This window comes from Roseburia sp. 831b (assembly GCF_001940165.2).
Lineage (GTDB): Bacteria > Bacillota > Clostridia > Lachnospirales > Lachnospiraceae > Roseburia.
The window spans coordinates 1,920,261-1,946,100 of the sequence record NZ_CP135162.1 but is presented as its reverse complement, the minus strand read 5'-3'; the positions used below and the strand labels follow the sequence as shown (position 1 = coordinate 1,946,100).

The following is a 25,840-nucleotide window of genomic DNA, read 5'->3' as shown; positions in this document are numbered from 1 at the left end:
TTATCGCGCCATTGCTTCGATAATTTCTACAATATACATCGTATGATAATCCCCGTTGGAATACCATTTTTCTTTTAAAGACGGGTCTAACAGGGACTCATGCGAGATAGGTGTGGCAGAAAGCTTTTTACATAGGAGAACGCAGTTTCCCTCATCGATATAAGGGATGCTGTGGCGGAATGCGAGCGTAAAGCCCGCATTTTTAAATTTATCCTCGTCCCGTCCTGAGGCAGAACCGCAGTATTTCATGGCATTTTTGTATTGCTCGCTCAAAAAAGAGATGGAAAGAAATTCATTTTCATCGATGAGCTCCTTGGTATAACGGGAGTCCTGTAAAAAAAGAAAGGCGACATTCTTACTCCACATTACACCGACACCACCCCAGCTTACGGTGGTACAATTGGCCTGTAATTTATTTCCGACGGTAATCATTGCCCAACATTGTCCAATCTGGGCAAATGGATTGAATTCTACGGAATTGATCGGATAAGGTTGAAATGTATGCATGATAATTCCTTCTTTCGTATATAAGATTTCACTGTCAAAAAGAAATCATTGGATTTTTTGACAAGGTTTCCTAAGATAGAAACTATGTTCATTATAGCAAAATGTTTCACGAATGGTTTAAAATGGGCGAAAACGGACGAAATCATCAAAAAACGAGACTGATAATTTGTGATTATGGAAAATGTACAATGCTATAACTAAAATTCATAATGCTTATAAGCGTTTGGAATAATCTTGACACCCTAAAAAGAAAGTATCATAATGAGTCTCAGAATTGAAATTTGGAGGCATCGATTATGGATATCAGATTTGTAAAAAGAGATGTATTAAAAGAAAAACCAGACCAGAAGAATTTAGGATTTGGTAAATACATGACGGATTATATGTTCGTTATGGATTGGACAAAAGAAGAAGGATGGAAGGATGCAAGAATCGTTCCAGAAGGACCAATCACAATGGATCCAGCCTGTGTGACATTACATTATGCACAGGAGACATTCGAGGGAATGAAAGCTTACCGTACAGCAGAAGGTAAGATTCAGTTATTCCGTCCAGAGATGAATGCAAAGAGAATGATTAACTCCAACGCAAGACTTTGCATGCCGGAATTCCCGGTTGATATGTTCGTGGAAGCTGTAAAAGCACTTGTAAAAGTAGAAGAGGACTGGGTTCCATCAGAGCCAAATACTTCTCTTTACATCAGACCATTTATGTTTGCAACAGAAGCAGCACTTGGTGTTCACATGGCAAGCGCTTACAAATTCATGATTATCTGCTGCCCAGTAGGAGCATATTATGCAGCAGGTCTTAACCCGGTTAAGATTTTAGTAGAAGATGAACTTGTTCGTGCCGTAAAAGGTGGTACCGGATTCACAAAATGTGGTGGTAACTACGCAGGTTCTATTTTAGGACAGGTAAAAGCTGAAAAGATGGGATATGCACAGGTTCTTTGGTTAGACGGAGAACATCGTAAATATGTAGAAGAAGTTGGTACCATGAACATCATGTTCAAGATTGCCGGCGAGATTTATACAGCACCAATCGAAGGAACTGTTCTTCCTGGTGTTACACGTGATTCCATGATTCGTTTATTAAGAGACTGGGGTTATAAAGTAAATGAGACAAGATTATCAATCGATGACTTAATGAAAGCAGGACATGATGGTACTTTGGAAGAAGTATTCGGAACCGGTACTGCAGCTGTTATTTCACCAGTCGGAGAACTTCGTTACAAAGATGATGTTGTCACAATCAATAATTTTGAAATTGGTGAATTAACCCAGAAATTATATGATACCTTAACAGGAATCCAGTGGGGACGTCTGGAAGACAAATATGGCTGGACAACAGAAGTAAAATAAGAAAAACATATTGAAGTCAGAATGTGAAAGGTTGAGTACTTGTAATACAGTAATCAGAGTGTGCAATTCAAAAACCTCTCGCGCGATGGTAGTATAGCAGATAATAGCGCAGCAATTAGGAGAATCTCTTTCCTGAGAGAATCCCCTGGTTGCTACGCTATTTTTGTTTGTATAAGTAGCAAGGGAAAACAAGCGCGCATGCCGGAACAAATGCACACTTGCGTTTTTGACGCATAAATAGTATAGTAGGTGACGTACCTTGAAAACTAAATCATACTTTTTGACACAATTTGGTCTGGAATGTGAACCAGAATGCATACTTTTCCATTTAGCGCCATGTACCTGCGTTGACAGGTTGACGAGGAGAAGGGTGATCGAAAATTCGGCGGATGCCCTTCCGTGGACTTCCCTGCGAGATATACCGGCAAATATGCGGGTGACTGCAAAACAAATACGGTATAAGGAAGATGAAAAGTCAAAATCAAGAATTGAAAAAGAGAGCCAGATTTTGGAACCAAGAACCAGAAAAGGCAGAATTTTGAGAATGAAGAATAAAAAATAATAATAGAAAGATGGAAAAGTTATGTGTGGAATTATTGGTTATACAGGAAAAGAAAAGGTAAGAGACGTAATTTTAGACGCACTGGAACTGTTGGAATATCGAGGATATGACAGTGCCGGTATTGCGTATGGAGAGAAAGAGGGAACCGTGTCTGTCTGCAAGTGCGCGGGCAGAGTGGCAGATTTAAGAAAAAAGTGCGGTTCGCTCGGTCAGGACGCAACATACGGGATTGGTCATACCAGATGGGCAACACACGGTGGGGTATGTGATTTGAATGCACATCCGCATCAGGTTGGAAAAGTTACATTGGTGCACAACGGAATCATTGAGAATTACAAAGAGCTTACCAAAGAATATGAGTTGGAAAATGAGCTGGTATCGGAGACGGATACAGAGGTTGCAGCAGCGTTATTGAATCATTTTTACAAGGGAAATCCGGATGAAGCAATTACAAAATTAGTTGGAGTTTTGAAAGGAACCTTTGCACTTGTGATGCTTTTTGCAGATCAGCCGGGAAGAATTTTTTCCATTCGAAATGTCAGCCCTATCGTCGCAACATACAGTGAGGCAGGTGCTATGCTTGCGTCAGATGTGACAGCGCTTTGCCGGTTTACGAACCGTTATTTTGTGGTACCGGAATATCATATTTTAGAGCTGCTGCAGGACGGAGTGCGCTTGTCTACACTGACAGGTGAGACGGTAGAACCGGAATATCAGGTGGCAGACTGGGAGTTAAACAGCAGCGAAAAGGGAGCGTATCCTTTTTATATGGAAAAAGAAATCATGGAACAGCCAGACGCAATCCGTGCGACGATGGAAGGACGTATTGTAGATGGATTCCCGGATTTTTCCAAGGATGGACTGCCAGATTCCGTTCTGAAAAACTGTGAGCGAATCTGTGTGGTGGCATGTGGAACGGCAATGCATGCAGGATTGATTGCGCAGTCTCTGGTGAAATCCATGCTGCAGATGCACATTGATGTGGAGCTTGCATCCGAGTTTATGTATGCGGATCCAGTGGTGGATGAAAAGACACTTGTAGTTGCAGTATCACAGTCCGGCGAGACGATTGATACGTTAGAGGCATTAAAATATGCAAAGAAAAAGGGTGCAACCTGCATGTCTATTTTGAACGTAAAAGGTTCCTCCATTTCAAGAGAGAGCGATTATGTCCTTTACACCAACGCAGGTCCTGAGATTGCGGTGGCAAGCACGAAGGCTTATACAACCCAGCTTACTGTTTTTTATCTTCTGGTAGCGCGAATTGCCTATATCAGAGGAAAAATGAGTGAGGATGAGGTAAAATCCTATATCCGTGATTTTGAACAGGTCCCGGCGGCGGTAGAACAGGTGTTGGCAAACAAAAAACAGATTCACCTGATTGCCAAAAACGTGATTACTGCAAAAGATTTGTTTATGATTGGAAGAGGACTCGATTATGCATTGCTGCTCGAAGGTTCCCTGAAGTTAAAAGAGGTGTCCTACATTCATTCGGAGGCTTATGCATCCGGTGAGTTAAAACACGGACCGATTGCGCTTATCACAACGGATACGCCGGTGGTTGCCCTGATTACACAGGAAAAATTAAAGCAAAAAGAGCTTTCCAATATCAAGGAGGTTCGTTCCAGAGGAGCAGATGTGGTCTTATTCATCAAAGAATCCTTGCAGGACCCTACTACAAAGGAATATGAGACGGTTGCGCTTCCAAATGTGCGCGATGCATTTATGGGAATTCCGGCATCGGTTGCCTTACAGTTGTTAGCCTACTATGTCTCCGCCGACAAAGGATATGATGTTGATAAGCCTAGAAATCTTGCAAAAGTTGTCACCGTAGAATAGGCGGCAATGAATCAAAAAACAGATGGAAAAGTGTGCCTGGTTCTTTCCAGGTCAAATTGTGTGAAAAAGTGCGAAAACAGTATACAAATTGCCGAATTGTATAGTGCTTTTGACCCCTCGATTGGTTGAAAATTGTAGTTAGAAATGGTATACTAATTACAAAAGTAGTCAGTCGAAGGAGGATAACAAATGGAAGAATATTCATTATCAGAATGTGAACAGGTTGTTATGAAATGTATCTGGGATAGTGCAGAAGATTTAGGGGTTTCGCAGATTACAAGTATTGTAAATGAAACATACAAAAAAGGTTGGAAACAGCAGACCGTGTCTACTTTTTTGGTACGTCTTGTCAAGAAAGAATTTCTTGAAATGCATCGGAAAGGAAGATATTTTTACTATCATCCGAAGGTGACAAAAGAGCAGTTCCGCGATCAGATTTTAAAAGACTACTTTGGATTCTGGAACAATGGGGATGCAGCTACTTTTGTAAAAGGATTGTTTGAGAGTGATGTGCTCACCAAACAGCAGAAAAGAGAAGTAAAAGAGCAGGTTTCTGTTCAAAACGTATAATTATGGAAAACAGTGGAACACATAAAAGAAGTGGTGGTAATACCGCTTCTTTTTTACTTTATAGGAAATTTCTCAAACAGTCAGAAATAGTGTATAATGAACTTGAAATAAAAAATGACATGACAAAAGAGCGAATGGTGGATTCGCCATGACGTTGTTTATGAAGTTTTTTGTTTTGGTTTAGGACAGCTGCACTATCTGACTATGGAGAAAGAATTACTATGAGCATGGAGTTATCCATATCCCATAACCTTTCGATATTGTTCAAATAGTGCAGTTTTTTTGTGGTAAACTTCTAAAACCAACATAGAAGTGCCACATTCGGAACAGCAGAGAGGGTCGTATCCGAAAGAGAGAAGAATGGAGTGCCGCCAGTCCTGGATAGAACGCAGGAAATGTTGTTTTTCAGCAGAAATACATTTACGGAGATTCTTTTCCTGTTTATGATGTTTGGCATATATCCCATAGTAGCGAAGCATTTTGAAATGTTTTTCGGGGATGTGTACAATTAGTTTTTGGATGAAGTTCAAAGCAGGGATGGTTTCAGTAACTGTTTTGTTGTCTTCGTGTCTGGTGTAATGAAAGGTTACATTTTCGCCGTCATAATAATCAATACGTGATGTGGCGATAACAGGCCTGCCGAGGTATCGGCTGATGTATTTAATGGTAATATCAGGAGTGCAGAGATTTGGCTTTGCACGAACATAAAAACCATTGGAGTGTTTTGTGTACATTTCATTTTTAACTTTACGAAAGGTGGGACCAATACGGAAGGAGAGCTGTTCAAGCAGCACTTTGCGGAAGGCATTACGAAGAAAGTTGTAATCAAAGTGTTTGACAGGACGCCAGGGAGTGATGTTGCCAGCACCGCCTTCAGAGATGAGGGCATGGATATGGGGATTCCATTTTAAGTCACGCCCAAAGGTGTGAAGAACACAGATAAATCCGGGAGTAAAGTTTTCAGTTTTATTCATTTTGGAAAACATACGAAGGACAACGTCACGGACAGAATGAAATAAGCAATTTAAGAGAGACCTGTCTTTGAGAAAATAAATGCGGAGTTCCTCTGGGATGGTGAAAACACAATGGCGGTGAACACAGGAAACGAGCTTGCAGGACATCTGAAAAGAACGAAGCTGGTTGTATTTGTTTCCACAGGAAGGGCAAAAACGGCTTTTACAGCGAAAGGGAACAAATTTAAGATTTCCGCAGTGAGGACAGCCATACATGGCACCACCGTGAGAAGAGTCACCACAATGAATCATCTTGTTGACATTTTCAATGACAGCAGGACGAGGATGGAGTTGGTAAATGATGTGTTCATAATAATCGGTAAAGATGGATTGTAATATATTCATAATAGAATTTTACAATAAAGAAGGAGATAAGAAAACCCCTACCCCTCATGAATGAGGGGCTAGGGGAGTTGAGAGTGTCGAAGACACTTTTTTATGTTATTTTACACATTTTTGCAATATCTCTAGTCATAAATGGAAAGAAATGGTATATTTAGGAATTAGAGGAATCGTATGAAAATGTTTGAATGGAGATTAGAATGATTAAGAAAATCATAGAGGATGTCTGTTATTATGGATATTCACCGGAAGTTTATAAATCAGTGAAAAAGGATATCTCAATCAGCAACCGGAAGTTTGCCCACGGGTTTTGCCTGATTACAATTTTTATGGTAATTGCGGCATATCTATCGGATCCGAATCCGGCGGCATTTCCAGCGTATATGTTAGCGCTTGTCAGCAGCGTAGGGCTTGTGTTTGCAACAAGTGGACACGGAAAATATTTAGACCGGATTCTAGAAATTCTGTTTAGTGTTGTGATTGTGATTATTGAAGCGTTTGCAATCTACATCAGTGTGTTTTTGAGCGTGGACAGTAAAGGTGTCATCGTTCCAATCGCCATGATTTTGCTTGCGATAATTTTGAGTGGTCATCCAATTTTTATGACCAGTGTGATTACGCTGGTTGCGTTTGCGTTTGGTGCGCTTTCCTACCATGTGAAGTCGCCATATTATTCCTACAAGGACATCACAAATGCAGCGATTTTTGCCGTTCTTGGAATCTTTTTTCACTATCTGTTTTCGAATGTCAGAATCCAGCAGATTTTAGATGGAAAAGAGATGCTCATTTTAAGTGCCAAATACAAAGAGATTTACGATACGGTGCAGTGCGGCCTGTTTGAATGTGAGACGGACGGTTTTTATTATCATTTTAACAGCATCAATAACAATGGGTTGCGTCTGTTTGGCTACACAGAACAGGAGATGTTAGCAAATAGATTTTGGCGGCTAGAGGATATTTTTGTCGATGCGAACAAAATCAGGACGATGATTGATTCCTTGCAGAAGGTCGGGGACGAAGGAAAATGTGAGGTTTGCATCAAAAGAAAAGATGGCACAAATGTCTGGGTGCTAGGAAGCATTTATCTTTCCGAGATGACATCTGTGAAAAGAAAATACATGTGTAATTGCATTGACATTGAGGAGCAGAAAAAGGCACAGAATGCAAACCAGGCAAAGACACAGTTTTTGTCGGATATGAGCCATGACATTCGTACACCGATGAATGCGATTGTCAATATGACACGAATTGCAAGAGAGGACTACACCGGGGCAAGCGAGGGCGATGTCTTAGATGATTTGCAAAAAATCGAGACAGCAAGCGATTTTTTAATGGGGCTTATCAACGATATTTTGGATATGTCCCGTATTGAAAATGGAAAGTTAGAACTTCATCCTGAGGTGTACGAGCAGGAGGAATACTGGAATTATATTGAATGTATTTTCAAACCGCTCTGTCAGCAAAAAGGACTTGAGTTTATCATGCAAAAAGGAGCGCATATCGCGCCGTTTTATGTCGATAAGATCCGGTTTAACCAAATCTTTTTCAATATTCTATCCAATGCGGTAAAATATACGCCAAAAGGTGGAACGGTTGTCTATAAAGAGGAATATGGAAGCGCGACAGAAGACTATATTGCGTGCAATTTTGTGATTCAGGATACCGGATGTGGAATGAGTGAAGAATTCCAGAAGAAAATGATGCTTCCATTTGAGCGGGAAAATGATATAGGTGGAGCCTATAACGGAACCGGATTGGGACTTGCCATTGTAAAAAATATCATCTACCTGATGGACGGTATAATTTCGATTGAAAGTGAGCTTGATAAGGGAACGACGGTTCGTATTCATCTTGTCCTTCCGTTTGCGACTAAGGAGCAGATTTGTCAAAAGAAGAGAAAGATGGTAAGACTCGATGAAACCGTATCTTACCAGAAATGCCATGCGCTCGTCGTGGAGGATAATTCCTTAAATATGATGATTCTAGAGCGTCTTTTAAAAAGCAAGGGAATCCAGGTGAAAAAGGCCGTCAATGGAAAAGAAGCGGTGGAAATGATGGAAAAGAGTGAGCCGTTTGCATTCGATGTTGTCTTAATGGATGTCAGGATGCCGCTTATGGATGGACTAGAGGCGACAAGAAAAATCCGTGCAATGAAGCGGGCGGATGTAAAAGATCTTCCGATTATTGCATTGACTGCAAACGCATTTGAAGAAGATAAGAGAAAGGCATTTGATGCGGGAATGTCAGATTTTTTGACAAAGCCAATTGACCCGACGCTTTTGTTTGAGACGATTCAGATGCATTTAAAAATGTAGTTAGATAAGAAGGAAAAGTGGTAACTTTAGGGAAAAGGTTATCACTTTTTTTTATGTTGCATAAACTATACCGAATGAGATTAGGTGAGAGTAACATGCAGAATCTAAAAGGGATGCAAAACGAGAATATAGACAAGGGAAGACTGCAGGTTGACGTTGTGACATCTGTGAATCAGACCCCGATTAAGAATGCAAAAGTGGAGTTGTCTTACTCCGGAGACCCAGAACAAAATATAGAGGAAGTGAACACGAATGAATCAGGACAGACAGAGTTGCTGGACCTTGCTGCGCCTCCACTTGAATACTCGATGGAGCCATCAGAAACACAACCATTCTCACAGTACACGGTGCGTGTCACTGCTGAAGGATATCGCCCGATTACTGTTAGCGGTATTGAAATCTTTTCTGACGAGACCGCATTGCAGAAGGTAAGGCTGCAGGAGGAAAATGCACCGGGAAACCCGATTGATACCATTGTGATACCGGTAAATACCCTGTTTGGAGATTATCCGGCAAAGATTGCAGAATCTGAAATTAAGCCGATTGCAGAGTCGGGGGAGATAGTTTTAAGCAGGGTTGTTGTGCCGGAGTATGTGATTGTCCATGACGGTGCACCAGGTGATTCAACTGCGATGGATTATTATGTCCGCTATAAAGATTACATCAAAAATGTGGCATCCAGTGAGATTTATGCGACATGGCCGGATGCGACACTGCGTGCCAACATTTTAGCAATTATGTCGTTTACCATGAATCGTGTATACACGGAGTGGTACCGGAACAAAGGTTATAATTTTACGATTACCTCCTCGACGGCATACGACCAGAAGTGGTCGTTTGGAAGAAATATTTTCGACCGTATCTCAGACATTGTCGATGAGATGTTCGAAAATTATCTGTCCAGACCGAATGTAAGCCAGCCAATCTTAACACAGTACTGTGACGGGCAGCGTGTCACCTGCAGTAACTGGTTAAGCCAGTGGGGCAGCAAATATTTAGGTGACCAGAATTATTCTGCGATTGAGATTCTGCGCTACTATTATGGAAACAGTATTTTTATCAATGTGGCGGAGGAAATATCAGGAATTCCGTCCTCGTGGCCAAGGGTAGACCTTATGGTGGGCTCTACCGGGGATAAGGTGCGCCAGATGCAGGAACAGCTTTTGCGGATTTCCCAGTCTTATCCGGCAATTCCAAGGATTACACCGGATGGCATTTTCGGGCAGGCAACCAAGCAGGCGGTTGAAAAGTTCCAGTCGATTTTTGGTCTCCCGGTAACAGGAATTGTCGATTACCGTACCTGGTATAAAATATCGGAAATCTACGTTGCGGTTTCTAGAATTGCCGAGCTGGTTTGATTGCATAACGCAGTTTTTATACATTTTGGTTATGGAAAAAGCCGCTTGGAATCAAGGATGGTTAAAGTGTTGGTTTCTAGGAAAAATTGTGGTAAAATAGAAGACAGGAAGAATCAAAAAGTGCTGTGACGTTGTGGAAACAGCACTTTTTGATTTGTGTAGAAAGGCAATGCGATTAAGATGAAAAATTACAAGATTATCATACAGTATGATGGAACACGTTATAAAGGCTGGCAGGGGCAGAAGTCGACAGATGCCACGATTCAGGGAAAATTAGAGCATGTGTTATCGAACATGGCAGGTCATGTGGTTGAGGTGATTGGCTCCGGGAGAACAGACGCAGGCGTGCATGCCGCAGGGCAGGTCGCAAACTTCAAGTTAGAGGAACATTGGTCAAAGGATGAGATTTTTGCTACCCTGAATCAGTATCTGCCGGAGGACATAGCAGTCATTTCCATTGAGGAGGTGGACGAGCGTTTCCATAGCCGCTATCAGGCGATAGAGAAAACGTATGTATACAGAATACATAACAGCAAAATCCCCGACGTGTTTGGACGAAGATTCAGTTACCAGTATGAGGAAAAACTGGATATAGACCGCATGAAAAAGGCGGCAGCACTTTTGACGGGAACGCATGATTTCGCATCTTTTTGTGGAAATAAGAAGATGAAAAAGTCGACTGTGCGCACAATTTATCAGATTCAGGTGGAAAAAGAAAAAGACGATATTGTCATATCTTATACCGGAAACGGATTTTTACAAAATATGATAAGGATTCTGACAGGAACTTTGATTGAGATTGGAAGTAACCGGCGTGAAGTGGAAGAGATTCCAAAGATTCTGGACGGAAAAAACAGGGAATTTGCCGGTTATACTGCACCACCACAGGGCTTGCTGTTAAAAGAAGTACGATATGAGAATGGAGATTAAGATAGATGGAAAAATGGTTTGTGCTAAAGAAAGGCGCAGATTTTAACGGAATCGGAGAGCGTTTCCAGATTAGCCCTGTTCTGGCACGTCTGATACGAAACCGCGAGATTAAGGGCGATGCAGAGATTGAAAAATATTTGAACGGCTCCAGAAAAGATTTGTATGACCCGCATCTTTTCAAAGATGTGGAAAAGCTTACGGATATTTTAATAGAAAAAATAGAGAGTCATGCAAAAATCAGGATTATCGGCGATTACGACACGGATGGTGTTATGTCAACCTATATTTTGTGGAAATCCCTAAAACGCTGTGGAGCGGAGGTTTCAACCAAGTTGCCGGAGCGTCTGACGGATGGGTATGGTTTAAATGAGAACCTCATAAAAGAGGCATACGAGGACGGAATTGATACGATTTTAACCTGTGATAACGGTATCTCGGCAATCAGTGAGATTGCGTATGCAAAATCCCTTGGCATGACTGTTTTAGTGACGGACCACCACGATATTCCGTATGAGGAGACAAAGCAGGGAAGAGTCTATAAGAAAAGTCAGGCGGATGCGATTGTCAATCCAAAGCAGCCAGACTGTAACTATCCGTTCGATAAGCTTTGCGGGGCAGCAGTGGCGTGGAAGACGATGCAGGTTTTATATGAAAAGATGGGATTTGATGTGAGTGAATGTGACTGCTTTTTAGAGCATGTTGGCTTTGCTACCGTAGGCGATGTCATGGATTTGGTGGATGAGAACCGGATTCTGGTAAAAGAAGGATTGAAGCGAATCCATCACACACAGAATATGGGCATGCGGGCTTTGATTTTGCGAAACAAATTAAATCCAGAGGATATTACGGCATATCACATCGGGTTTGTGCTTGGACCATGTGTCAATGCAAGCGGAAGAATTGATACGGCGAAGCGCTCGTTAGAGCTTTTTAAGCAGGAGGACGCTGCAAAGGCAGCATTGTTAGCAGCAGAGCTGGTAGAACTGAATACCCAGAGAAAAGAAATGACAGAACAAGGGGTAGAAGAGGCAAAATGCCAGGTGGAAAAAGAAAATGCGCGCGATACCGTGCTGGTACTGTTTTTGCCGGATGTGCATGAGAGTTTGGCGGGAATCATAGCAGGGCGGATTCGTGAAAGTTTTCACAAGCCCGTGTTTGTTTTAACAAGAAGTGCTGACGGCGTCAAAGGTTCCGGGCGTTCCATCGAAGAATATTCGATGTACGAAGAGATGTGCAAGTGCCAGGAATTTTTTACAAAATTCGGAGGTCACCCGATGGCGGCAGGTCTTTCCATGAAAGAGGAGGATGTGGATGCTTTCCGGAAAAGAATCAACGAACTTTCGCCTCTTAAGGAGGAGGATATGGTGCAAAAAGTTAGAATCGATATGCAGCTTCCGTTTTCCTATCTTTCCGAGCATCTCGTTCATGAGATAGAACGGTTAGAACCTTTTGGAAAAGGGAATACGAAACCACTTTTTGCAGAGCGGAATGTAGCAATTACAAAGGCAATGATTTTGGGAACCACCAAAAAAGTATTACGGCTGAATTTAATGTCGGAATCTGGGGAACGAATTTCTGCGGTATATTTTGAGGATATAGAAGACTTTATCCACCATTATGTGGTAAAATATGGGGAAGAGAGTTGGAAGAAGGCACTGCAAGGAAGAGAGAATCCGATACGGATGTCAATGGTTTACCAGGCAAATCTGAATGAATATAAGGGTGTTAAGACCGTTCAGGCAGTGATTAAAAATTATCAGTAGCAGGAGGTTTTTCATGTTTGGCACAAAAAAAGACAAAGCAATAGCAGCAGAGCTGCAAGAGGTAAAGCAGCAGTTACAGCAGAAACAACAGGCGGTAGAGCTTGTAGCAAAGAAGCAGGATGACGTGGTAGAACATTTTGCAAGAATGACAGCATCACGCGCACAGATGGATACGGAATTGACAGAGGTGGTTTCCCATGTAAAAGTGGTTAAGGAGACATCCGAACAGAATTGTTCCGAGGCAAAAAAGTTATCCGATGATTTAAATGAGGCGCTTGGTATTTTGCAGAAGGCAAACAAAGAGCAGGAACTTTTTGTGGAAAAAATGAGCGCACAGCGCGATGAAATCCAGGAAATTGTGGAGCAGAACAAACACTTTACAACACCGGCGAAATATTTAACGGATTATGTGCTTTCCAATCGAAATCAGCAGGAGACGATAAAGCAGGCGACAGAGAAAATGCTTGAGTATGCCAAAAATATGAGTGTTCTGTCCTTAAATGCAGCGATTGAGGCAGGCAGAATGGGTGAGAGCGGAAGAAAGTTTGTAGATGCAGCCGAGGAAATCCGTTCCTTTTCCAATCAGTACGAAGAGACTGCAACTACAATTGTAGCGCAATTAAAGGCTGCACAGGAGAAGAATCAAGAGCTTGAGGAGCAGGTGAAACACTTAAATACCTTACTGCGCGATAACAATGTTGCAATGGGACGTGTATTAAAGGAGAGCATGGTTGAAGTAGACCATTACAAACAAGAGGGCGGACATCTAAAGACTGCCTACCTGCAGGATGCACTCGATGCGACAGCTTCTTTCTTAGAAAAAGAAAAGGAGACGATTGACAGACAGGAATCGATTTTACTTCAGATGGAAGGAATCGGAGAAGAGTTCATGGATCAAAGAGAATGCTGCGAAGAATTAGAGAATATTTGCAAAGAGGTCATGAATTCTGTTACAATAGAGGGAGTGGGGAATGATAAGGATTCATAAGGAGGAATAATTATGGCAACAAAGGAAGAGTTTTCATTTTTATCAAAAGATGGAAAAACCAACATCCATGCAGTGAAATGGATTCCAGAATCAGGGGAATACCGTGCAATTTTACAGATTACACACGGAATGATTGAGTACATAGAACGCTATGAAGAGTTTGCACAGTTCCTGACACAGAAAGGATTTATGGTGGTCGGTCATGATCATTTAGGCCACGGCAAGTCGATTCAAAGTGAAGCGGACTGGGGATTTTTCTGCGAGGAGAATCCAAGCGATACTTTGGTTGCGGATATGCATCAGCTCCGTGAGCGGATTCAAAAAGAGAACGAAGGTGTTCCATATTTTATGTTAGGACACAGTATGGGCTCTTACATGCTTCGAAAATATTTAGCATTTCATCATGAGAACTTAAGAGGTGCGATTATCATGGGAACCGGAAGTGTTCCGGATAACACTACCAAATTAGGTCTTAAAGTGTGCAATATACTTGCAAAATTCTGTGGATGGCATCATAGAAGTAAATTGCTGCAGCAGCTTTCTTACAGCAAACCATATCATAGATATGATTTAACAGGAAAAGATTATAGCAACAGCTGGTTGTCTAAAAATGAGGCGGATGTAAAGAAGTATTACGGGGACCCGAGATGTACGTTCCTTTTTACGGTAAATGGATACAAGGGACTGATGGAAGCTGTTTTGTTTGATAACCAGATGGAGAATGTGAAGAAAGTTTCGGCAAAACTTCCACTGTTTTTAGTGTCAGGAGCAGAGGATCCGGTTGGTGATATGGGCGAAGGCGTAAAAAGAGTGTACAACATGTTTAAAGAAGCAGGTTCTTGTGATATTACATGGAAGCTCTATGAGAACGACCGTCATGAGATTTTGAATGAGCCGGACAGACAGCAGGTTTTTGAAGATATCTTAGCGTGGATGATGGTTCGAATTGACACCTAAGGAACATCTTTGTGGCAGGTTGCCTGAAAATGAAGTTGGTGTGACACATTTTTCACACACAGGAATGGAGATTGAAATGAAGAATTTAAAAAAATGGGTAAGTCTTTTACTTACAACTACAATTGTAATGACATCAACAGTCGGTGTGTTTGCAAAAGATACAGATACATCTGATACGACGGAGGCAGCTACAAGTGAGACAACAACAGACGCTGCAACATCAAGTGATGCAGCAGATGATACCACAACAGATGCAGCTTCTTCTGAAACAACAGATGAGAATCAGAAGACAACAGACAACTCCAAAGTGGAGGGAAATGTTTCTACGGACGATAGTTCCAAGGTAGAAGGAAATATTTCCACAGACGATAGCTCCTCAAAATCCACCGAGACAGAGGCACAGAACGCTTCTACGGAGACTGGCGAAGGTGACAAGGTTGAGATTAAGAAAAATGACAAACCTTATCTTGCACTTGGCGCAGATTTGACAGAGGCGCAGAAGAATACCGTACTTTCTTTGATGGGAATTGACCCTGCAGCATTAGATCAGTATGATGTTGTGACTGTGACAAACCAGGAAGAACACCAGTATCTGGATCAGTATATTTCCTCTAGCGCAATCGGAACCAAATCACTTTCTTCTGTTGTAATTGTGCAAAGAGACAAAGGAAACGGACTGAATGTTTCTACCAATAATATCAATTACTGTACCGTTGGTATGTATAAGAATGCGCTTACAACAGCAGGAATCACAGATGCAGATATTATCGTAGCAGGTCCATGCAATCTTTCCGGTACCGCAGCCTTGGTTGGAATTTTTAAAGCATATACGGAAATGACAGGTGAGACGATTCAGGATGATGTAGTCGATACCGCATTAAACGAGCTTGTTATCACAGGTCAGTTAGAGGATTCCCTCGATGGACTTACCAACGAACAGGTAGAAGAGTTCATCGCCTATGTAAAGACTCTGATTGCACAAAATGATATCAAAGATGAGGCAAGTATCAACGATGCCATCGACCAGGCATGTGAAAAATATGGTGTAACCTTATCCGATGAAGACAGACAGCAGATTGTTGACTTTGTCTTAAAACTGATTGCATCCGGCGTGGATTTAAACAAGCTTGCAGATTATGCATCCTCTTTGTACAATTCCTTTAAGGGTGGAAATACAGATGTCTCCGGTGTGTTCCAGAGCATTGGTAATTTCTTCTCAAATGTATTTACAAAGATTGGAGATTTCTTTAAGAATTTATTCTCCTAAGAAAACAATAGAAAAAAGAAACGTTATCGTCAGTCATATTATGGCTGGCGATATTTTTTTGCAAAAAACAAAAAAAGAACACCATGGTAAAAAATAAATACTTCTTTCAAAAATGCAGAATTATATAATGAAAAAAGACTGAGTTCCCAGTCTAAAAAAATTTATAAAAGGAGGAGATTTATGTTACAAAAATTGGGGGCAAAAAGTTCAAAAAAATGGAAAAGAGCATTGGGAATAGTATTGCTGTTTGCCATGGTGATTGAATTAATCATGCCAACAGAAACAATTGTAAGGGCAGCGAGCGGAGTGACAATTACATCCATGAGTTATTACTCTAGCAGTGATGGCCCGGTTTTAACTGGCTCTGGGGTTGAGAATGCCAGTTATGGTTTTGTGATGCCAGTATTTAATGGCGGAGCTGCATCCTTTTCGGATGTTGCAGGAGATTTACAGCTAAATGTAAAAGTGGATGGAACCTGGAAAGATATTGATACAGTGGACCGTTTTGTTTACAACAATAACTGGGGACACTGGAACGACAGCGGGTTCAGCGGATATTGGTTTAAAGTATCCGAGACGACATATTTACAATTAGCATCGAAGGCAAATCCAGGAGTTACGTTAGAGTATACCTTGGAATTTGATAAGTTAGACCAGACAGTCATCATATCGATGGCACCGACACAAGGACCAGAGATTGATGCGGGAGTAACCGGAAGTGCAGGTTTTACCTATCCGGTTTTTAATGGAAATAGTAGTATCAAGTATGAACAGGTAGCAAAAGATTTGAAAGTATCGGTATGGTCCAACGAACAGAATGCATGGATTGATATCGACAACAATGCAGAAAGTGGCTGGATTTACGATCAGAACTTTGGTCAGTTCTGGGATGGAGACGGCGGATACTGGCTTACCGTAAAAGAGACGACAAAAGTAAGGTTAGAGTCAAAGTCTTCGCCACAGGTCTATTTAGATTACACAATCAAGTATAGTGAGCCTGTCAGAACAGAGAATAAGTTAACAGCAGAGCAGTCCACTTATACGGCTGATAAGTCTGGTGCAATCGGAATGCCGCTTCCCTATATTGATGGAACCTATCCGGTACAGTCCGAACTTGGAAACTTTGTGTATGAAGTATACAAGAATGGCACATGGGTAAATCTGGCAGATTTTAATCAGAGCGGATTTATTTACCAAGGAAATGGTTACAGCGATGTCAATGATAAAAATCAGTGGGGTTACTGGGTAGATGGCATTTACGGACTATGGTTCCAGCCAATCCAGGAGAATATGCAGTTACGAATCGGATATCCGACCAATGGACAAAATGGAGGAGCAATTGGAGATAACTATGTATATTACAATTTTGTAGGAAATCCAGATGCACCAAGACCGGACCCGAAAAACTTCCAGCCTTTGGAATTAGGAACATCCGAGGACGCACAGATTGATGGCTGGAACTATATCTGGGGCGAGGAATTCAAAGGCAGCAAATTAAATACAAGTGCATGGAACTATGCTACCGGATATTATATCAACGATGATCCAAATACCTGGGGCTGGGGAAATGCAGAGTTAGAGTACTATACAGAAGATGAGAAAAATGTTGCAGTCAAAGATGGTTCTTTAAATCTTACTGCTTACGAGGAGCAAAAAACATTTCCAGAGATTGACCCAAATCGTACAGCACAGTATTCCTCTGGAAAAATAACATCAAAAGACAAATTTACATTCAAGTACGGAAGAATCGATTTCCGTGCAAAACTTCCAAAAGGTCAGGGCGTATGGCCGGCTCTTTGGATGCTTCCGAATGATGATACTTATGGAACATGGGCAGCATCGGGTGAATTAGATGTTATGGAAGCAAAAGGAAGATATCCGGGTAATGTGTATGGAACCATTCATTTTGGAGGGGTATCCCCGGCAAACACGAACCTGAGTAATGTGTATACGTTCCCGGATGGAACCGATATGACAGACTGGCATGTATACAGTGTAGTCTGGGAGCAGGATATGATTAAATGGTATGTGGACGGTACCTGTTATTCTGCAATCAGCAGTGACAAGTGGTTCACCAGTGCAGGAGGAGAGACATCAGGAGCACCTTTTGATCAGGAATTTTATATTGTCATGAACCTTGCAGTAGGCGGCTGGTTTGACAATGGTGTGACTCCACTTGAGGGAGATATTCCAGCGAATATGAAGGTAGACTATGTGCGTGTATATCAGGACTCGGAAAATGCAAACAGTACTTATACCAATAACACAAAAGAGACACCGGAAGAGCCAGATAAACCAGAAACACCGGATAAACCAGAGACACCGGATACGCCGGATACACCATCTTCCTCTATCATAAACAAAAGAGGGGACAGCGTATGTGGATTAAAAAGAACAGATGGAACGGTAGAATTTTATGTAAACGGAGCAACTTTTGCAGACCTTCATTATAAAGTAAATGATGGTGGACAGGTAAATGTTGCAATGAAGTCAGATGGAAAGGGAAATTATACATATTCATTAGATGGACTTTCCACGGGTGATAAGATTGAATATTTCTTTACTTACAATCCGGGAAGTGGTGCACTTGACAGTCCATGGGAAACCTTTGTGTTACCGGAAAAGAGTGATGAAAATCAGGGCGGAACGACAAACCCGGAGCCTTCCACTCCAGATCCTTCGACACCAGACCTTTCGACACCGGAAACTCCGGATACGCTCATCAATCTTGCAGCAGGAAAACCGGTAATGGTTTCAGGTGAAGAAAATAATGACTGTGTGGCTGCAAATCTGGTAGATTCTAATACAGATACCAGGTGGTCTTCTAATTTCGCGGATGATGCGTGGGCAATTATCGATTTAGAGCAGGTCTGCGACATCAGTGAAGTGAGACTGAACTGGGAAGCAGCTTATGGTAAGAAATACGAAATCCAGGTATCTACAGATGGAAAACAGTACAAGACCGTCAAAAAGCAGGAAAACGGGGCTGGCGGCATGGAAGAAATTTCACTCAATCATGTAGAAGCACGTTATGTGAAGATTCAGGGAAAAGAAAGAGCCCTGCCTTATGGTTATTCCCTTTTTGAAATGGGCGTATATGGAACCGTTAAGAAAGGAACCGGAAGCGGCTCAACGGGAAGCGGTTCAACGGGAAACGGCTCGACCGGGGAACTTCCAAATGTTCCGACAGGTGACGGAGCCATGACCTTACAGCTTAATAATAAGACAAACGGAAAATTCAGCGACAGTGAGATTTACTGGCTTATTGTGGGATATCATCCAGAGACAGGAAAGCTTTGTTATGTCGATAAAAATGGAAACCTGATTGAGGCAACCACAGCGTTAAATACGATAGCAAAAGGTGACCGCATGTGTGCAGATATTTTTTACACGTTAGAGGAAGCTAACTGGGTATCGCTGCCGAACATTGTCTCAGGAAGAATGTATCTAAGTTATGGTTCTCCGGTTTATGTTACCATTAATCAGGATGCAAATGGAAATATGGGATTCGCAGGTCCTGATTTAAACAATCCGGGAGATCCAAACCAGGATGTCTATTTTGAGTTTATTGAGTTTACATTGAAAAATGGTGAGTACTGGGGCAACACAACCCGTGTAGATAACTTCTGTTTTCCGGTCGTGACCCGTTTGTTCGGGGAAGGCGGTTATGACCGCGTACCGGGTGATGCCGATGTTTATGACAAAACAGTCGGTGATATCGGAACAAGGGATGAAATTTACAGTGCGTTTGCATCAGAAGTGCCGGAGGAATTTAAGGGGTTAAGCAACCAGTACCGGATTGTGGCACCATGTAAAGGAAGCTTTAATAAAGGCCAGGCAAACGGAAATTATTTTGATACCTACATTGAGGAAGTATGGAATACCTATCGCACAAAAGATTTGGTATTTCAGTGTGAAGCTGGAGAGTTTCGTGGACACGTTGTAGGCGATGATATGATTTTTAGCAAGGATGGCGGAGCAAGTGATATTGTAGTGCACAAACCTACCACACAGGATGTCTTAGAAGGAAAAGGAACCTTAGATTCTGGAACTTCCATGGAAAAAGTAGTGGAAGCACAGTTGTGTGCAGCACTGAACCGTGGTGTGGCATTGCACCCGGAACAGTGGTCAGATGCAAAGTATTTCTATCAGCAGGCGCCAAGCAACTATTACGCAAAATTCTGGCATGACCATAGTATCAACGGATATGCATATGGATTCTGCTACGATGATGTATTTGATTACAGTACATTGTTACATTACACAAATCCAACAGGATTGATTGTAGATTTAAAATGGTAAGTTACATAGAACGTAAGAAAACAGGGTATCGCATCATGCGATACCCTGTTTTTAAATTCTCTTTTTCAAAAATGCAATAATCTTTTCAAAATGCATCGGCGTTCCCTGAATCTCCTGAACTTTCAAGCGGTTCTTTTCATTAAATCCGACTAAAATATTGTGGTTTGCCTCGGCAAGGTAGTCCATGATACCATCGATGTCAGATTTGATATTCTTTGGACAGCGGATGTATAGGTGCTTGTTTGCTGAGATATGAAGCGTATAGGAAATGCTAAAGTGATACCAGAAGAACTGATGCAAGGTTGAATACTTGTAAATCCAGATAATCTGGTCAATTGGCACAATCGCAGTTCCGTACTTCGATGTTTCAATAAAGTAATGCTCGGTAATAAACATATCCTCTGTCGCAAGCTGTGGCAGCGTTGCAAGCTCTTCTTCTGCCTGAGCTAACAATTCCTTAGGATGACCAAACAAGGCGAGATCCTGGCAAGGAGGCGATAAAAACGGGACGTTAATGAACAGGATAAACAGTACAATACATAAAAGTGCGTAGCCGCCTGTTAAAAAGATAACACCAAACAGGAAAATGTTCGCTCCCTTGTGATAGCCTGGCTGGCTTAGATAGTAAGGAGAAACTTTACTGGTGATGCCCTGGTTTGTCCAGTCTAAGTCCGAGGACAGGTTTTCCAACAAAGTGGCAAAAGCCGTATCTTTTTTTGCAAGCTTTCCGGTGAGTGTGACGGATTCCATGGATGGAAGTCCCTGCTCACAGGTGGTAGGGGATAACAGGACAATCAGACAGCCATCCTCGCTTTTGGTATAGTAATAATATCCTGTGGTACGACCATATTTTGTCTGGGTATACCCCGTAAACTGCAAATCGTTCACAGTGGTGTGGACATATTGGATATTTTTTTCATACGCGGTGGATAAGTCAGAAGAGTCCGAAACCGTAACAGGAAAAAGCAAATCTGACAATGAAAAATAAATCCACAGAATCAAAAGTGTAATGACATAGACAATCGGGTAGACAAGCCGCCTTTTGTATAAAGCCTTAATATTTTTGGTGATATAGTGTTCGTAATTTTCTATCATGCAAAAACCTTTATCAAAAATATATATTTACGAATGTAGTTACGACCGTTGTAAAATCATGCAGGTAATAAGCGAATGGTCAAAAAACAATTTTTCGCATAAATTTAGTATAAAGGTTGTACGAAAAATATTCAAGCGAACTTTATTAGCAAGCTTGCTTTTCGGAACGAAAGTTGTTAGTATTACATAAGAAAGAACAGGCGCAAAGGAGAATCAATTGGAAGCATATACAAGCTTTGCACAGGTGTATGATTTGTTCATGGACAATGTTCCGTACGAGGAATGGTGTGAATACATCAAGAGCCTGCTGAAAGAATACAAAATAGAAGATGGTCTGGTGTTGGATTTGGGCTGTGGGACAGGAAAGCTTACCAGACTTTTAGAGGATGCCGGATATGATATGATAGGAATCGATTATTCCGAGGAAATGCTTGAGATTGCAAGAGAGCATCAGGAGGAAGGTTCTAATATTTTATATCTGCTGCAGGATATGAGAGAATTTGAACTTTATGGAACCGTAAGGGCAGTTGTCAGTGTCTGTGATTCCATGAATTATATCACGGAGGAAGAAGATTTGCTTCAGGTGTTCCGGCTGGTGAACAACTATCTAGACCCGAAGGGACTTTTTATTTTCGATCTGAATACGGTATACAAGTACAAAGAGCTGTTAGGTGAGACAACCATCAGTGAGAACCGTGAAGAGGGAAGTTTTATCTGGGATAATTATTATGAGGAAGAGGAACAGATAAATGAATACGATCTGACTCTTTTTATTAAGGAAAAAGACAATCTTTACCGTAAATATGAAGAAACACATTTCCAGAAGGCATATACGCTGGAAAAAGTGAAAGAATTATTAGAAAAGGCCGGTATGGAGTTTGTGACTGCGTACGACGCCTTTACGAGAGATGCTGTAAAAGAAGACAGTGAACGAATTTATGTAATAGCAAAGGAGAATGGAAAATAATGGCAGATTATATTGTTAGAGCAACAGCAGCGGATGATGCAATCCGTGCATTTGCAATCACATCAAAAGATTTAGTGGAGACAGCGAGACAGCATCACAATACAAGTCCGATTATGACAGCAGCGCTTGGAAGACTTCTTTCTGCAGGTGCGATGATGGGAACGATGATGAAGGGGGAAAAAGACCTTTTAACCATTCAGATTCAGTGCAGCGGTCCTGCAAAAGGACTTACGGTGACAGCAGATGCAGCAGGTCATGTCAAAGGTTATGCCGTAACCCCGGACGTTGACCTGCCGCCGAATGCGCAGGGCAAATTAAACGTTGGCGGTGCGCTTGACATGGGCGTGCTTAGCGTTATCAAGGATATGGGATTAAAAGAGCCATACGTAGGACAGACCGTATTACAGACCGGAGAGATTGCAGAGGATTTGACCTATTATTTTGCAACTTCCGAGCAGATTCCATCAGCCGTTGGTCTTGGCGTATTGATGAACAAAGACAATACGGTGGAGCAGGCAGGTGGTTTTATTATCCAGCTGATGCCTTTTACCAGCGAGGAAGTGATTGAAAAGTTAGAAGAAAAGATTAAAACCATCGATTCTGTTACCCAGATGTTAGAGAATGGACTGACACCAGAGGGAATCTTAGAAGAGATTTTAGGTGAGTTCGGAGTAACCATTACCGAAAAAATGCCGGCAGAGTTCAAATGTGACTGTTCCAAAGAGCGTGTCTCAAAAGCCCTTGCAAGTATCAGCAAGAAAGATTTGCAGGACATCATCAACGATGGAGAAGAAATCGAGGTAAAATGCCAGTTCTGCAACACAGCATACAAATTTGGAATTGATGAATTAAAGGAGATTCAAAAGTGAGACAGGGATTTGTAAAAGTTGCGGCAGTTACGCCTAAAATCGGTGTCGCAGATGTAAAAGAGAACGCAAGACTCCTTTTTTACCATATCAAAGAAGCGGAAGAAAACGGAGCAAAAATCATTGTTTTGCCAGAACTTTGTCTAAGTGGTTATACCTGTAATGACCTGTTTTTACAGGAGTTACTGCTTCGTTCTGTAAAAGAACAACTGTTCGAATTGACGGATATGACATCGTTTGTGGACGCACTGATTTTTGTGGGTATGCCACTGGAATACAATGGGAAGCTTTATAACGTGGCAGCGGCACTTAACCATGGAAAAATACTTGGATTTGTGCCAAAGACCTACCTTCCAAATTACAACGAGTTCTACGAGGCAAGACATTTTACAAGGGGAATGGAACAGGTCGTAGAGGTACCGTTAAGGGAAAACTTGTCCGTTCCAATGGGAACCAACCTTATGTTCTACTGCAGACAGATGCCGGAACTTCGCGTGGCAGCCGAAATCTGTGAGGACGTGTGGACACCGGAGCCGCCAAGTATCCGTCATGCCTTAAATGGAGCAAATGTGATTGTGAACCTTTCTGCATCTGATGAGACGACCGGAAAAGATTTATACCGCGAGGAGCTGATTGCAGGGCAGTCTGCGAGACTTTTATGTGGTTACGTTTATGCGAGTGCCGGTGATGGAGAATCGACGCAGGATGTCGTATATTCCGGTCACAACATCATTGCAGAGGATGGAAGAATCCTAAAGAAAGCAGCACGTTTTGTCAATGAGACGATTTATTCGGAATTTGATATTTTAAAATTAAATGCGGAGCGCCGCAGAATGTCAACGTATGAGACAAGGGATGATTCCTATTGTAAGGTAGGATTTTCGTTAGAGATAGAAGAGACGAAACTTACAAGATATGTTGACCCGGCACCGTTTGTACCAAGCAGCCAGGCGGACAGACAGAAGCGCTGCGATGAAATTTTAATGATTCAGTCGATGGGATTAAAAAAGAGACTGGAGCATACGCATTGTAAGACAGCTGTAGTTGGAATCTCCGGCGGACTGGATTCGACACTGGCACTTCTTGTTACAGTAAGAGCGTTTGATTTGCTTGGAATGGATCATAAGAACATCAAGGCAGTGACGATGCCTGGTTTTGGAACGACGGACCGTACCTATGACAATGCGGTGAACTTAATCAAATGCCTTGGATGTGATTTTATTGAGGTAGATATTAAAGATGCCGTCAATATTCATTTCCGTGATATTGGTCAGGACCCGTCGGTTCATGATGTGACCTATGAGAATGGACAGGCGAGAGAACGTACCCAGATTTTGATGGATATTGCAAATAAAGAAAATGGAATGGTAATCGGAACCGGTGACATGTCGGAGCTTGCACTTGGATGGGCAACCTACAACGGAGATCACATGTCCATGTATGCGGTAAACTGTTCCGTGCCAAAGACGCTGGTTCGTCATCTGGTACAGTTTTATGCAGACACCTGCAACGAGAAAAAATTAGAGGAAGTATTGTTAGATGTCCTGGATACACCGGTATCACCGGAGCTGTTACCACCGACGGACGGCAAGATTTCCCAGAAGACAGAGGATATCGTAGGACCTTACGAACTGCATGATTTCTACTTATATTATCTGCTTCGTTTTGGCTATTCCCCGGCGAAAATTTACCGCCTTGCAAAAATTGCGTTTGCCGGAACTTATGGCAATGATGTAATTTTAAAATGGCTCAAAACATTTTGCAGAAGATTTTTCATGCAGCAGTTTAAACGTTCCTGCCTCCCGGATGGACCAAAAGTCGGAACGGTTGCGGTATCGCCAAGAGGTGATTTGAGAATGCCTTCGGATGCCTGTGCAAGTCTTTGGATGGAAGAGATAGAACAGTTAGAAGCGTAAGAAAAGGTTTTTCGAAAAGTTCTGTATAAAAATTGGATATAGAAAAAGGAGTTATCACACTGCGAATGCTTTTGCGATAACTCCTTTTTTTTCAATTAATACTGGTGTAAATTACGTTCTAATTCATGTTCCGGTTCATTTGCCCAGCTTCTTGCATAAACCAAAGAGAACATAAAGGCTGCAAGAACAATGCCGGTTACAACATCAAAAACGGAGTGCTGTTTTAAAAACATGGTTGATAAGATGATGCTGATACAAAGAATTGCGGAACCATATCGAACCGGTTTATTTTTCTTGAAATTCTCACTATGCCAGACTGCCATGTTAATTCCAAGGGAATTATAAACGTGAATACTTGGAAACAGGTTCGTAGGGGTATCGGTGGAGTAGAGCCACTGTACTGCCTGAACAAAGATGTTGTCACGTTCAAAAGTGGTTGGACGAAGGTAATGTCCGTTCGGGTATACGGTAGAAATTACAAGGAAGATGGTCATTCCGGTGAAAAGGAATGCGCACAGCTTGTAATATTCGCTTTTATTTTTAAAGAAGAAATAGGCAACTCCCCAGGCTACATAGGCAAACCAGAGCATATATGGAATGATAAAATATTCACAAAATGGAATTTTATCATCAAGTGCCACATGAATAACATGAAAATGTGTTGTTACATTCTCTTCCAGATATCCAAACCATGGAAGATAGATTAGAAAATACAACAATAAAAGTCCGTGTTTGTATTTTGCAATGAATTCATTTACCTTTTTACGTGTTAATGTTTTCATCTTGGTCACCTTTCCTTTTTTGTAAAGAAAAACTTACTGTTCTCATCTTTTCGAATTATAGCACAGTGATTTTTAAAGAACAATTATCTTTAATCTTTTTTAAGAAAGATTATTCATTTCTTAATAAATAGATGCAACGG

General features: G+C 41.6%; 19 protein-coding genes. 15 read left to right on the top strand and 4 right to left on the bottom strand.

Annotation, left to right across the window (positions count from 1 at the left end):
- Positions 1-507 carry a flavin reductase family protein gene (locus tag BIV16_RS08895; protein WP_075681835.1) on the bottom strand — a complete coding sequence of 169 codons (507 nt, stop codon included), beginning with the start codon at positions 505-507 and terminating at the stop codon, positions 1-3.
- Positions 508-803: 296 nt separating this feature from the next.
- On the opposite strand from BIV16_RS08895, the gene BIV16_RS08890 reads away from it, so the two are divergent.
- The 4 genes from BIV16_RS08890 to BIV16_RS08875 all read left to right on the top strand — a co-directional run bounded on the left by BIV16_RS08890 (position 804) and on the right by BIV16_RS08875 (position 4,839).
- Positions 804-1,868 carry a branched-chain amino acid aminotransferase gene (locus tag BIV16_RS08890; protein ID WP_075681833.1) on the top strand — a complete coding sequence of 355 codons (1,065 nt, stop codon included), beginning with the start codon at positions 804-806 and terminating at the stop codon, positions 1,866-1,868.
- A 370-nt stretch (positions 1,869-2,238) separates the two neighbouring features.
- Positions 2,239-2,430: a hypothetical protein gene (locus BIV16_RS08885; RefSeq protein WP_075681831.1), complete on the top strand. Its 192-nt coding sequence runs from the start codon at positions 2,239-2,241 to the stop codon at positions 2,428-2,430.
- A gap of 21 nt (positions 2,431-2,451) precedes the next feature.
- Positions 2,452-4,269: a glutamine--fructose-6-phosphate transaminase (isomerizing) gene (gene glmS / locus BIV16_RS08880; RefSeq protein ID WP_075681829.1), complete on the top strand. Its 1,818-nt coding sequence runs from the start codon at positions 2,452-2,454 to the stop codon at positions 4,267-4,269.
- A 189-nt stretch (positions 4,270-4,458) separates the two neighbouring features.
- Complete coding sequence (locus BIV16_RS08875) at positions 4,459-4,839, top strand: BlaI/MecI/CopY family transcriptional regulator (RefSeq protein ID WP_075681827.1); 381 nt, start codon at positions 4,459-4,461, stop codon at positions 4,837-4,839.
- Positions 4,840-5,072: 233 nt separating this feature from the next.
- Here BIV16_RS08875 and BIV16_RS08870 read toward each other — a convergent pair whose 3' ends face one another.
- A complete protein-coding gene (locus BIV16_RS08870; RefSeq protein ID WP_075679811.1) occupies positions 5,073-6,197 on the bottom strand; it encodes an IS91 family transposase in 1,125 nt (374 codons plus the stop codon).
- Positions 6,198-6,394: 197 nt separating this feature from the next.
- Here BIV16_RS08870 and BIV16_RS08860 point away from each other — a divergent pair, with 197 nt between their 5' ends.
- From BIV16_RS08860 to BIV16_RS08825, 8 genes are all read left to right on the top strand, one after another.
- Positions 6,395-8,509 carry a PAS domain-containing hybrid sensor histidine kinase/response regulator gene (locus BIV16_RS08860; protein ID WP_075681825.1) on the top strand — a complete coding sequence of 705 codons (2,115 nt, stop codon included), beginning with the start codon at positions 6,395-6,397 and terminating at the stop codon, positions 8,507-8,509.
- 95 nt (positions 8,510-8,604) lie between these two features.
- Positions 8,605-9,867: a peptidoglycan-binding protein gene (locus BIV16_RS08855; RefSeq protein ID WP_075681823.1), complete on the top strand. Its 1,263-nt coding sequence runs from the start codon at positions 8,605-8,607 to the stop codon at positions 9,865-9,867.
- 180 nt (positions 9,868-10,047) lie between these two features.
- Positions 10,048-10,797: a tRNA pseudouridine(38-40) synthase TruA gene (gene truA, locus BIV16_RS08850; protein ID WP_075681821.1), complete on the top strand. Its 750-nt coding sequence runs from the start codon at positions 10,048-10,050 to the stop codon at positions 10,795-10,797.
- Positions 10,798-10,802: 5 nt separating this feature from the next.
- The gene (recJ, locus tag BIV16_RS08845) at positions 10,803-12,560 is read left to right on the top strand and encodes a single-stranded-DNA-specific exonuclease RecJ (protein WP_075681819.1); all 1,758 of its coding nucleotides are present in this window, start codon (positions 10,803-10,805) and stop codon (positions 12,558-12,560) included.
- A 13-nt stretch (positions 12,561-12,573) separates the two neighbouring features.
- Complete coding sequence (locus tag BIV16_RS08840; RefSeq protein WP_075681817.1) at positions 12,574-13,548, top strand: methyl-accepting chemotaxis protein; 975 nt, start codon at positions 12,574-12,576, stop codon at positions 13,546-13,548.
- Between the two features lie 12 nt (positions 13,549-13,560).
- Complete coding sequence (locus tag BIV16_RS08835) at positions 13,561-14,505, top strand: alpha/beta fold hydrolase (protein WP_075681815.1); 945 nt, start codon at positions 13,561-13,563, stop codon at positions 14,503-14,505.
- A gap of 76 nt (positions 14,506-14,581) precedes the next feature.
- On the top strand, positions 14,582-15,772 hold the full coding sequence (locus tag BIV16_RS08830; RefSeq protein WP_075681879.1) for a DUF1002 domain-containing protein: 1,191 nt from the start codon (positions 14,582-14,584) through the stop codon (positions 15,770-15,772).
- A 180-nt stretch (positions 15,773-15,952) separates the two neighbouring features.
- Positions 15,953-20,074, top strand: coding sequence for a beta-1,3-glucanase family protein (locus tag BIV16_RS08825; protein ID WP_075681813.1), 4,122 nt, complete (start codon positions 15,953-15,955; stop codon positions 20,072-20,074).
- A 51-nt stretch (positions 20,075-20,125) separates the two neighbouring features.
- On the opposite strand, the gene BIV16_RS08820 is transcribed toward BIV16_RS08825, so the two are convergent.
- Complete coding sequence (locus BIV16_RS08820) at positions 20,126-21,169, bottom strand: DUF6709 family protein (RefSeq protein WP_075681811.1); 1,044 nt, start codon at positions 21,167-21,169, stop codon at positions 20,126-20,128.
- A gap of 217 nt (positions 21,170-21,386) precedes the next feature.
- Between BIV16_RS08820 and BIV16_RS08815 the strand changes: the two genes are divergently transcribed.
- From BIV16_RS08815 to BIV16_RS08805, 3 genes are read left to right on the top strand one after another with little or no spacing between them, the layout of a single operon-like run.
- Positions 21,387-22,136, top strand: a complete 750-nt coding sequence (locus BIV16_RS08815; RefSeq protein WP_075681809.1) for a class I SAM-dependent DNA methyltransferase — start codon at positions 21,387-21,389, stop codon at positions 22,134-22,136.
- Positions 22,136-23,005, top strand: a complete 870-nt coding sequence (hslO, locus tag BIV16_RS08810) for an Hsp33 family molecular chaperone HslO (protein ID WP_075681807.1) — start codon at positions 22,136-22,138, stop codon at positions 23,003-23,005. The genes BIV16_RS08815 and hslO overlap by 1 nt, the downstream gene beginning before the upstream one ends.
- Positions 23,002-24,918, top strand: coding sequence for an NAD(+) synthase (locus BIV16_RS08805; RefSeq protein ID WP_075681805.1), 1,917 nt, complete (start codon positions 23,002-23,004; stop codon positions 24,916-24,918). The genes hslO and BIV16_RS08805 overlap by 4 nt, the downstream gene beginning before the upstream one ends.
- Positions 24,919-25,013: 95 nt before the next feature.
- On the opposite strand, the gene BIV16_RS08800 is transcribed toward BIV16_RS08805, so the two are convergent.
- Positions 25,014-25,700 (bottom strand): phosphatase PAP2 family protein, encoded by a 687-nt coding sequence (locus BIV16_RS08800; RefSeq protein WP_075681803.1) that lies wholly within the window; start codon positions 25,698-25,700, stop codon positions 25,014-25,016.
- Positions 25,701-25,840 lie beyond the last annotated feature (140 nt).

Excerpts from the sequence above, each read along its gene's own strand:
- BIV16_RS08855 (WP_075681823.1), top strand. The coding sequence starts at position 8,605 with ATGCAGAATCTAAAAGGGATGCAAAACGAGAATATAGACAAGGGAAGA.
- recJ (WP_075681819.1), top strand. The coding sequence starts at position 10,803 with ATGGAAAAATGGTTTGTGCTAAAGAAAGGCGCAGATTTTAACGGAATC.
- truA (WP_075681821.1), top strand. The coding sequence starts at position 10,048 with ATGAAAAATTACAAGATTATCATACAGTATGATGGAACACGTTATAAA.
- BIV16_RS08840 (WP_075681817.1), top strand. The coding sequence starts at position 12,574 with ATGTTTGGCACAAAAAAAGACAAAGCAATAGCAGCAGAGCTGCAAGAG.
- BIV16_RS08860 (WP_075681825.1), top strand. The coding sequence starts at position 6,395 with ATGATTAAGAAAATCATAGAGGATGTCTGTTATTATGGATATTCACCG.
- hslO (WP_075681807.1), top strand. The coding sequence starts at position 22,136 with ATGGCAGATTATATTGTTAGAGCAACAGCAGCGGATGATGCAATCCGT.
- BIV16_RS08820 (WP_075681811.1), bottom strand. The coding sequence starts at position 21,169 with ATGATAGAAAATTACGAACACTATATCACCAAAAATATTAAGGCTTTA.
- BIV16_RS08825 (WP_075681813.1), top strand. The coding sequence starts at position 15,953 with ATGTTACAAAAATTGGGGGCAAAAAGTTCAAAAAAATGGAAAAGAGCA.
- glmS (WP_075681829.1), top strand. The coding sequence starts at position 2,452 with ATGTGTGGAATTATTGGTTATACAGGAAAAGAAAAGGTAAGAGACGTA.
- BIV16_RS08890 (WP_075681833.1), top strand. The coding sequence starts at position 804 with ATGGATATCAGATTTGTAAAAAGAGATGTATTAAAAGAAAAACCAGAC.
- BIV16_RS08870 (WP_075679811.1), bottom strand. The coding sequence starts at position 6,197 with ATGAATATATTACAATCCATCTTTACCGATTATTATGAACACATCATT.
- BIV16_RS08875 (WP_075681827.1), top strand. The coding sequence starts at position 4,459 with ATGGAAGAATATTCATTATCAGAATGTGAACAGGTTGTTATGAAATGT.
- BIV16_RS08895 (WP_075681835.1), bottom strand. The coding sequence starts at position 507 with ATGCATACATTTCAACCTTATCCGATCAATTCCGTAGAATTCAATCCA.
- BIV16_RS08830 (WP_075681879.1), top strand. The coding sequence starts at position 14,582 with ATGAAGAATTTAAAAAAATGGGTAAGTCTTTTACTTACAACTACAATT.
- BIV16_RS08800 (WP_075681803.1), bottom strand. The coding sequence starts at position 25,700 with ATGAAAACATTAACACGTAAAAAGGTAAATGAATTCATTGCAAAATAC.
- BIV16_RS08835 (WP_075681815.1), top strand. The coding sequence starts at position 13,561 with ATGGCAACAAAGGAAGAGTTTTCATTTTTATCAAAAGATGGAAAAACC.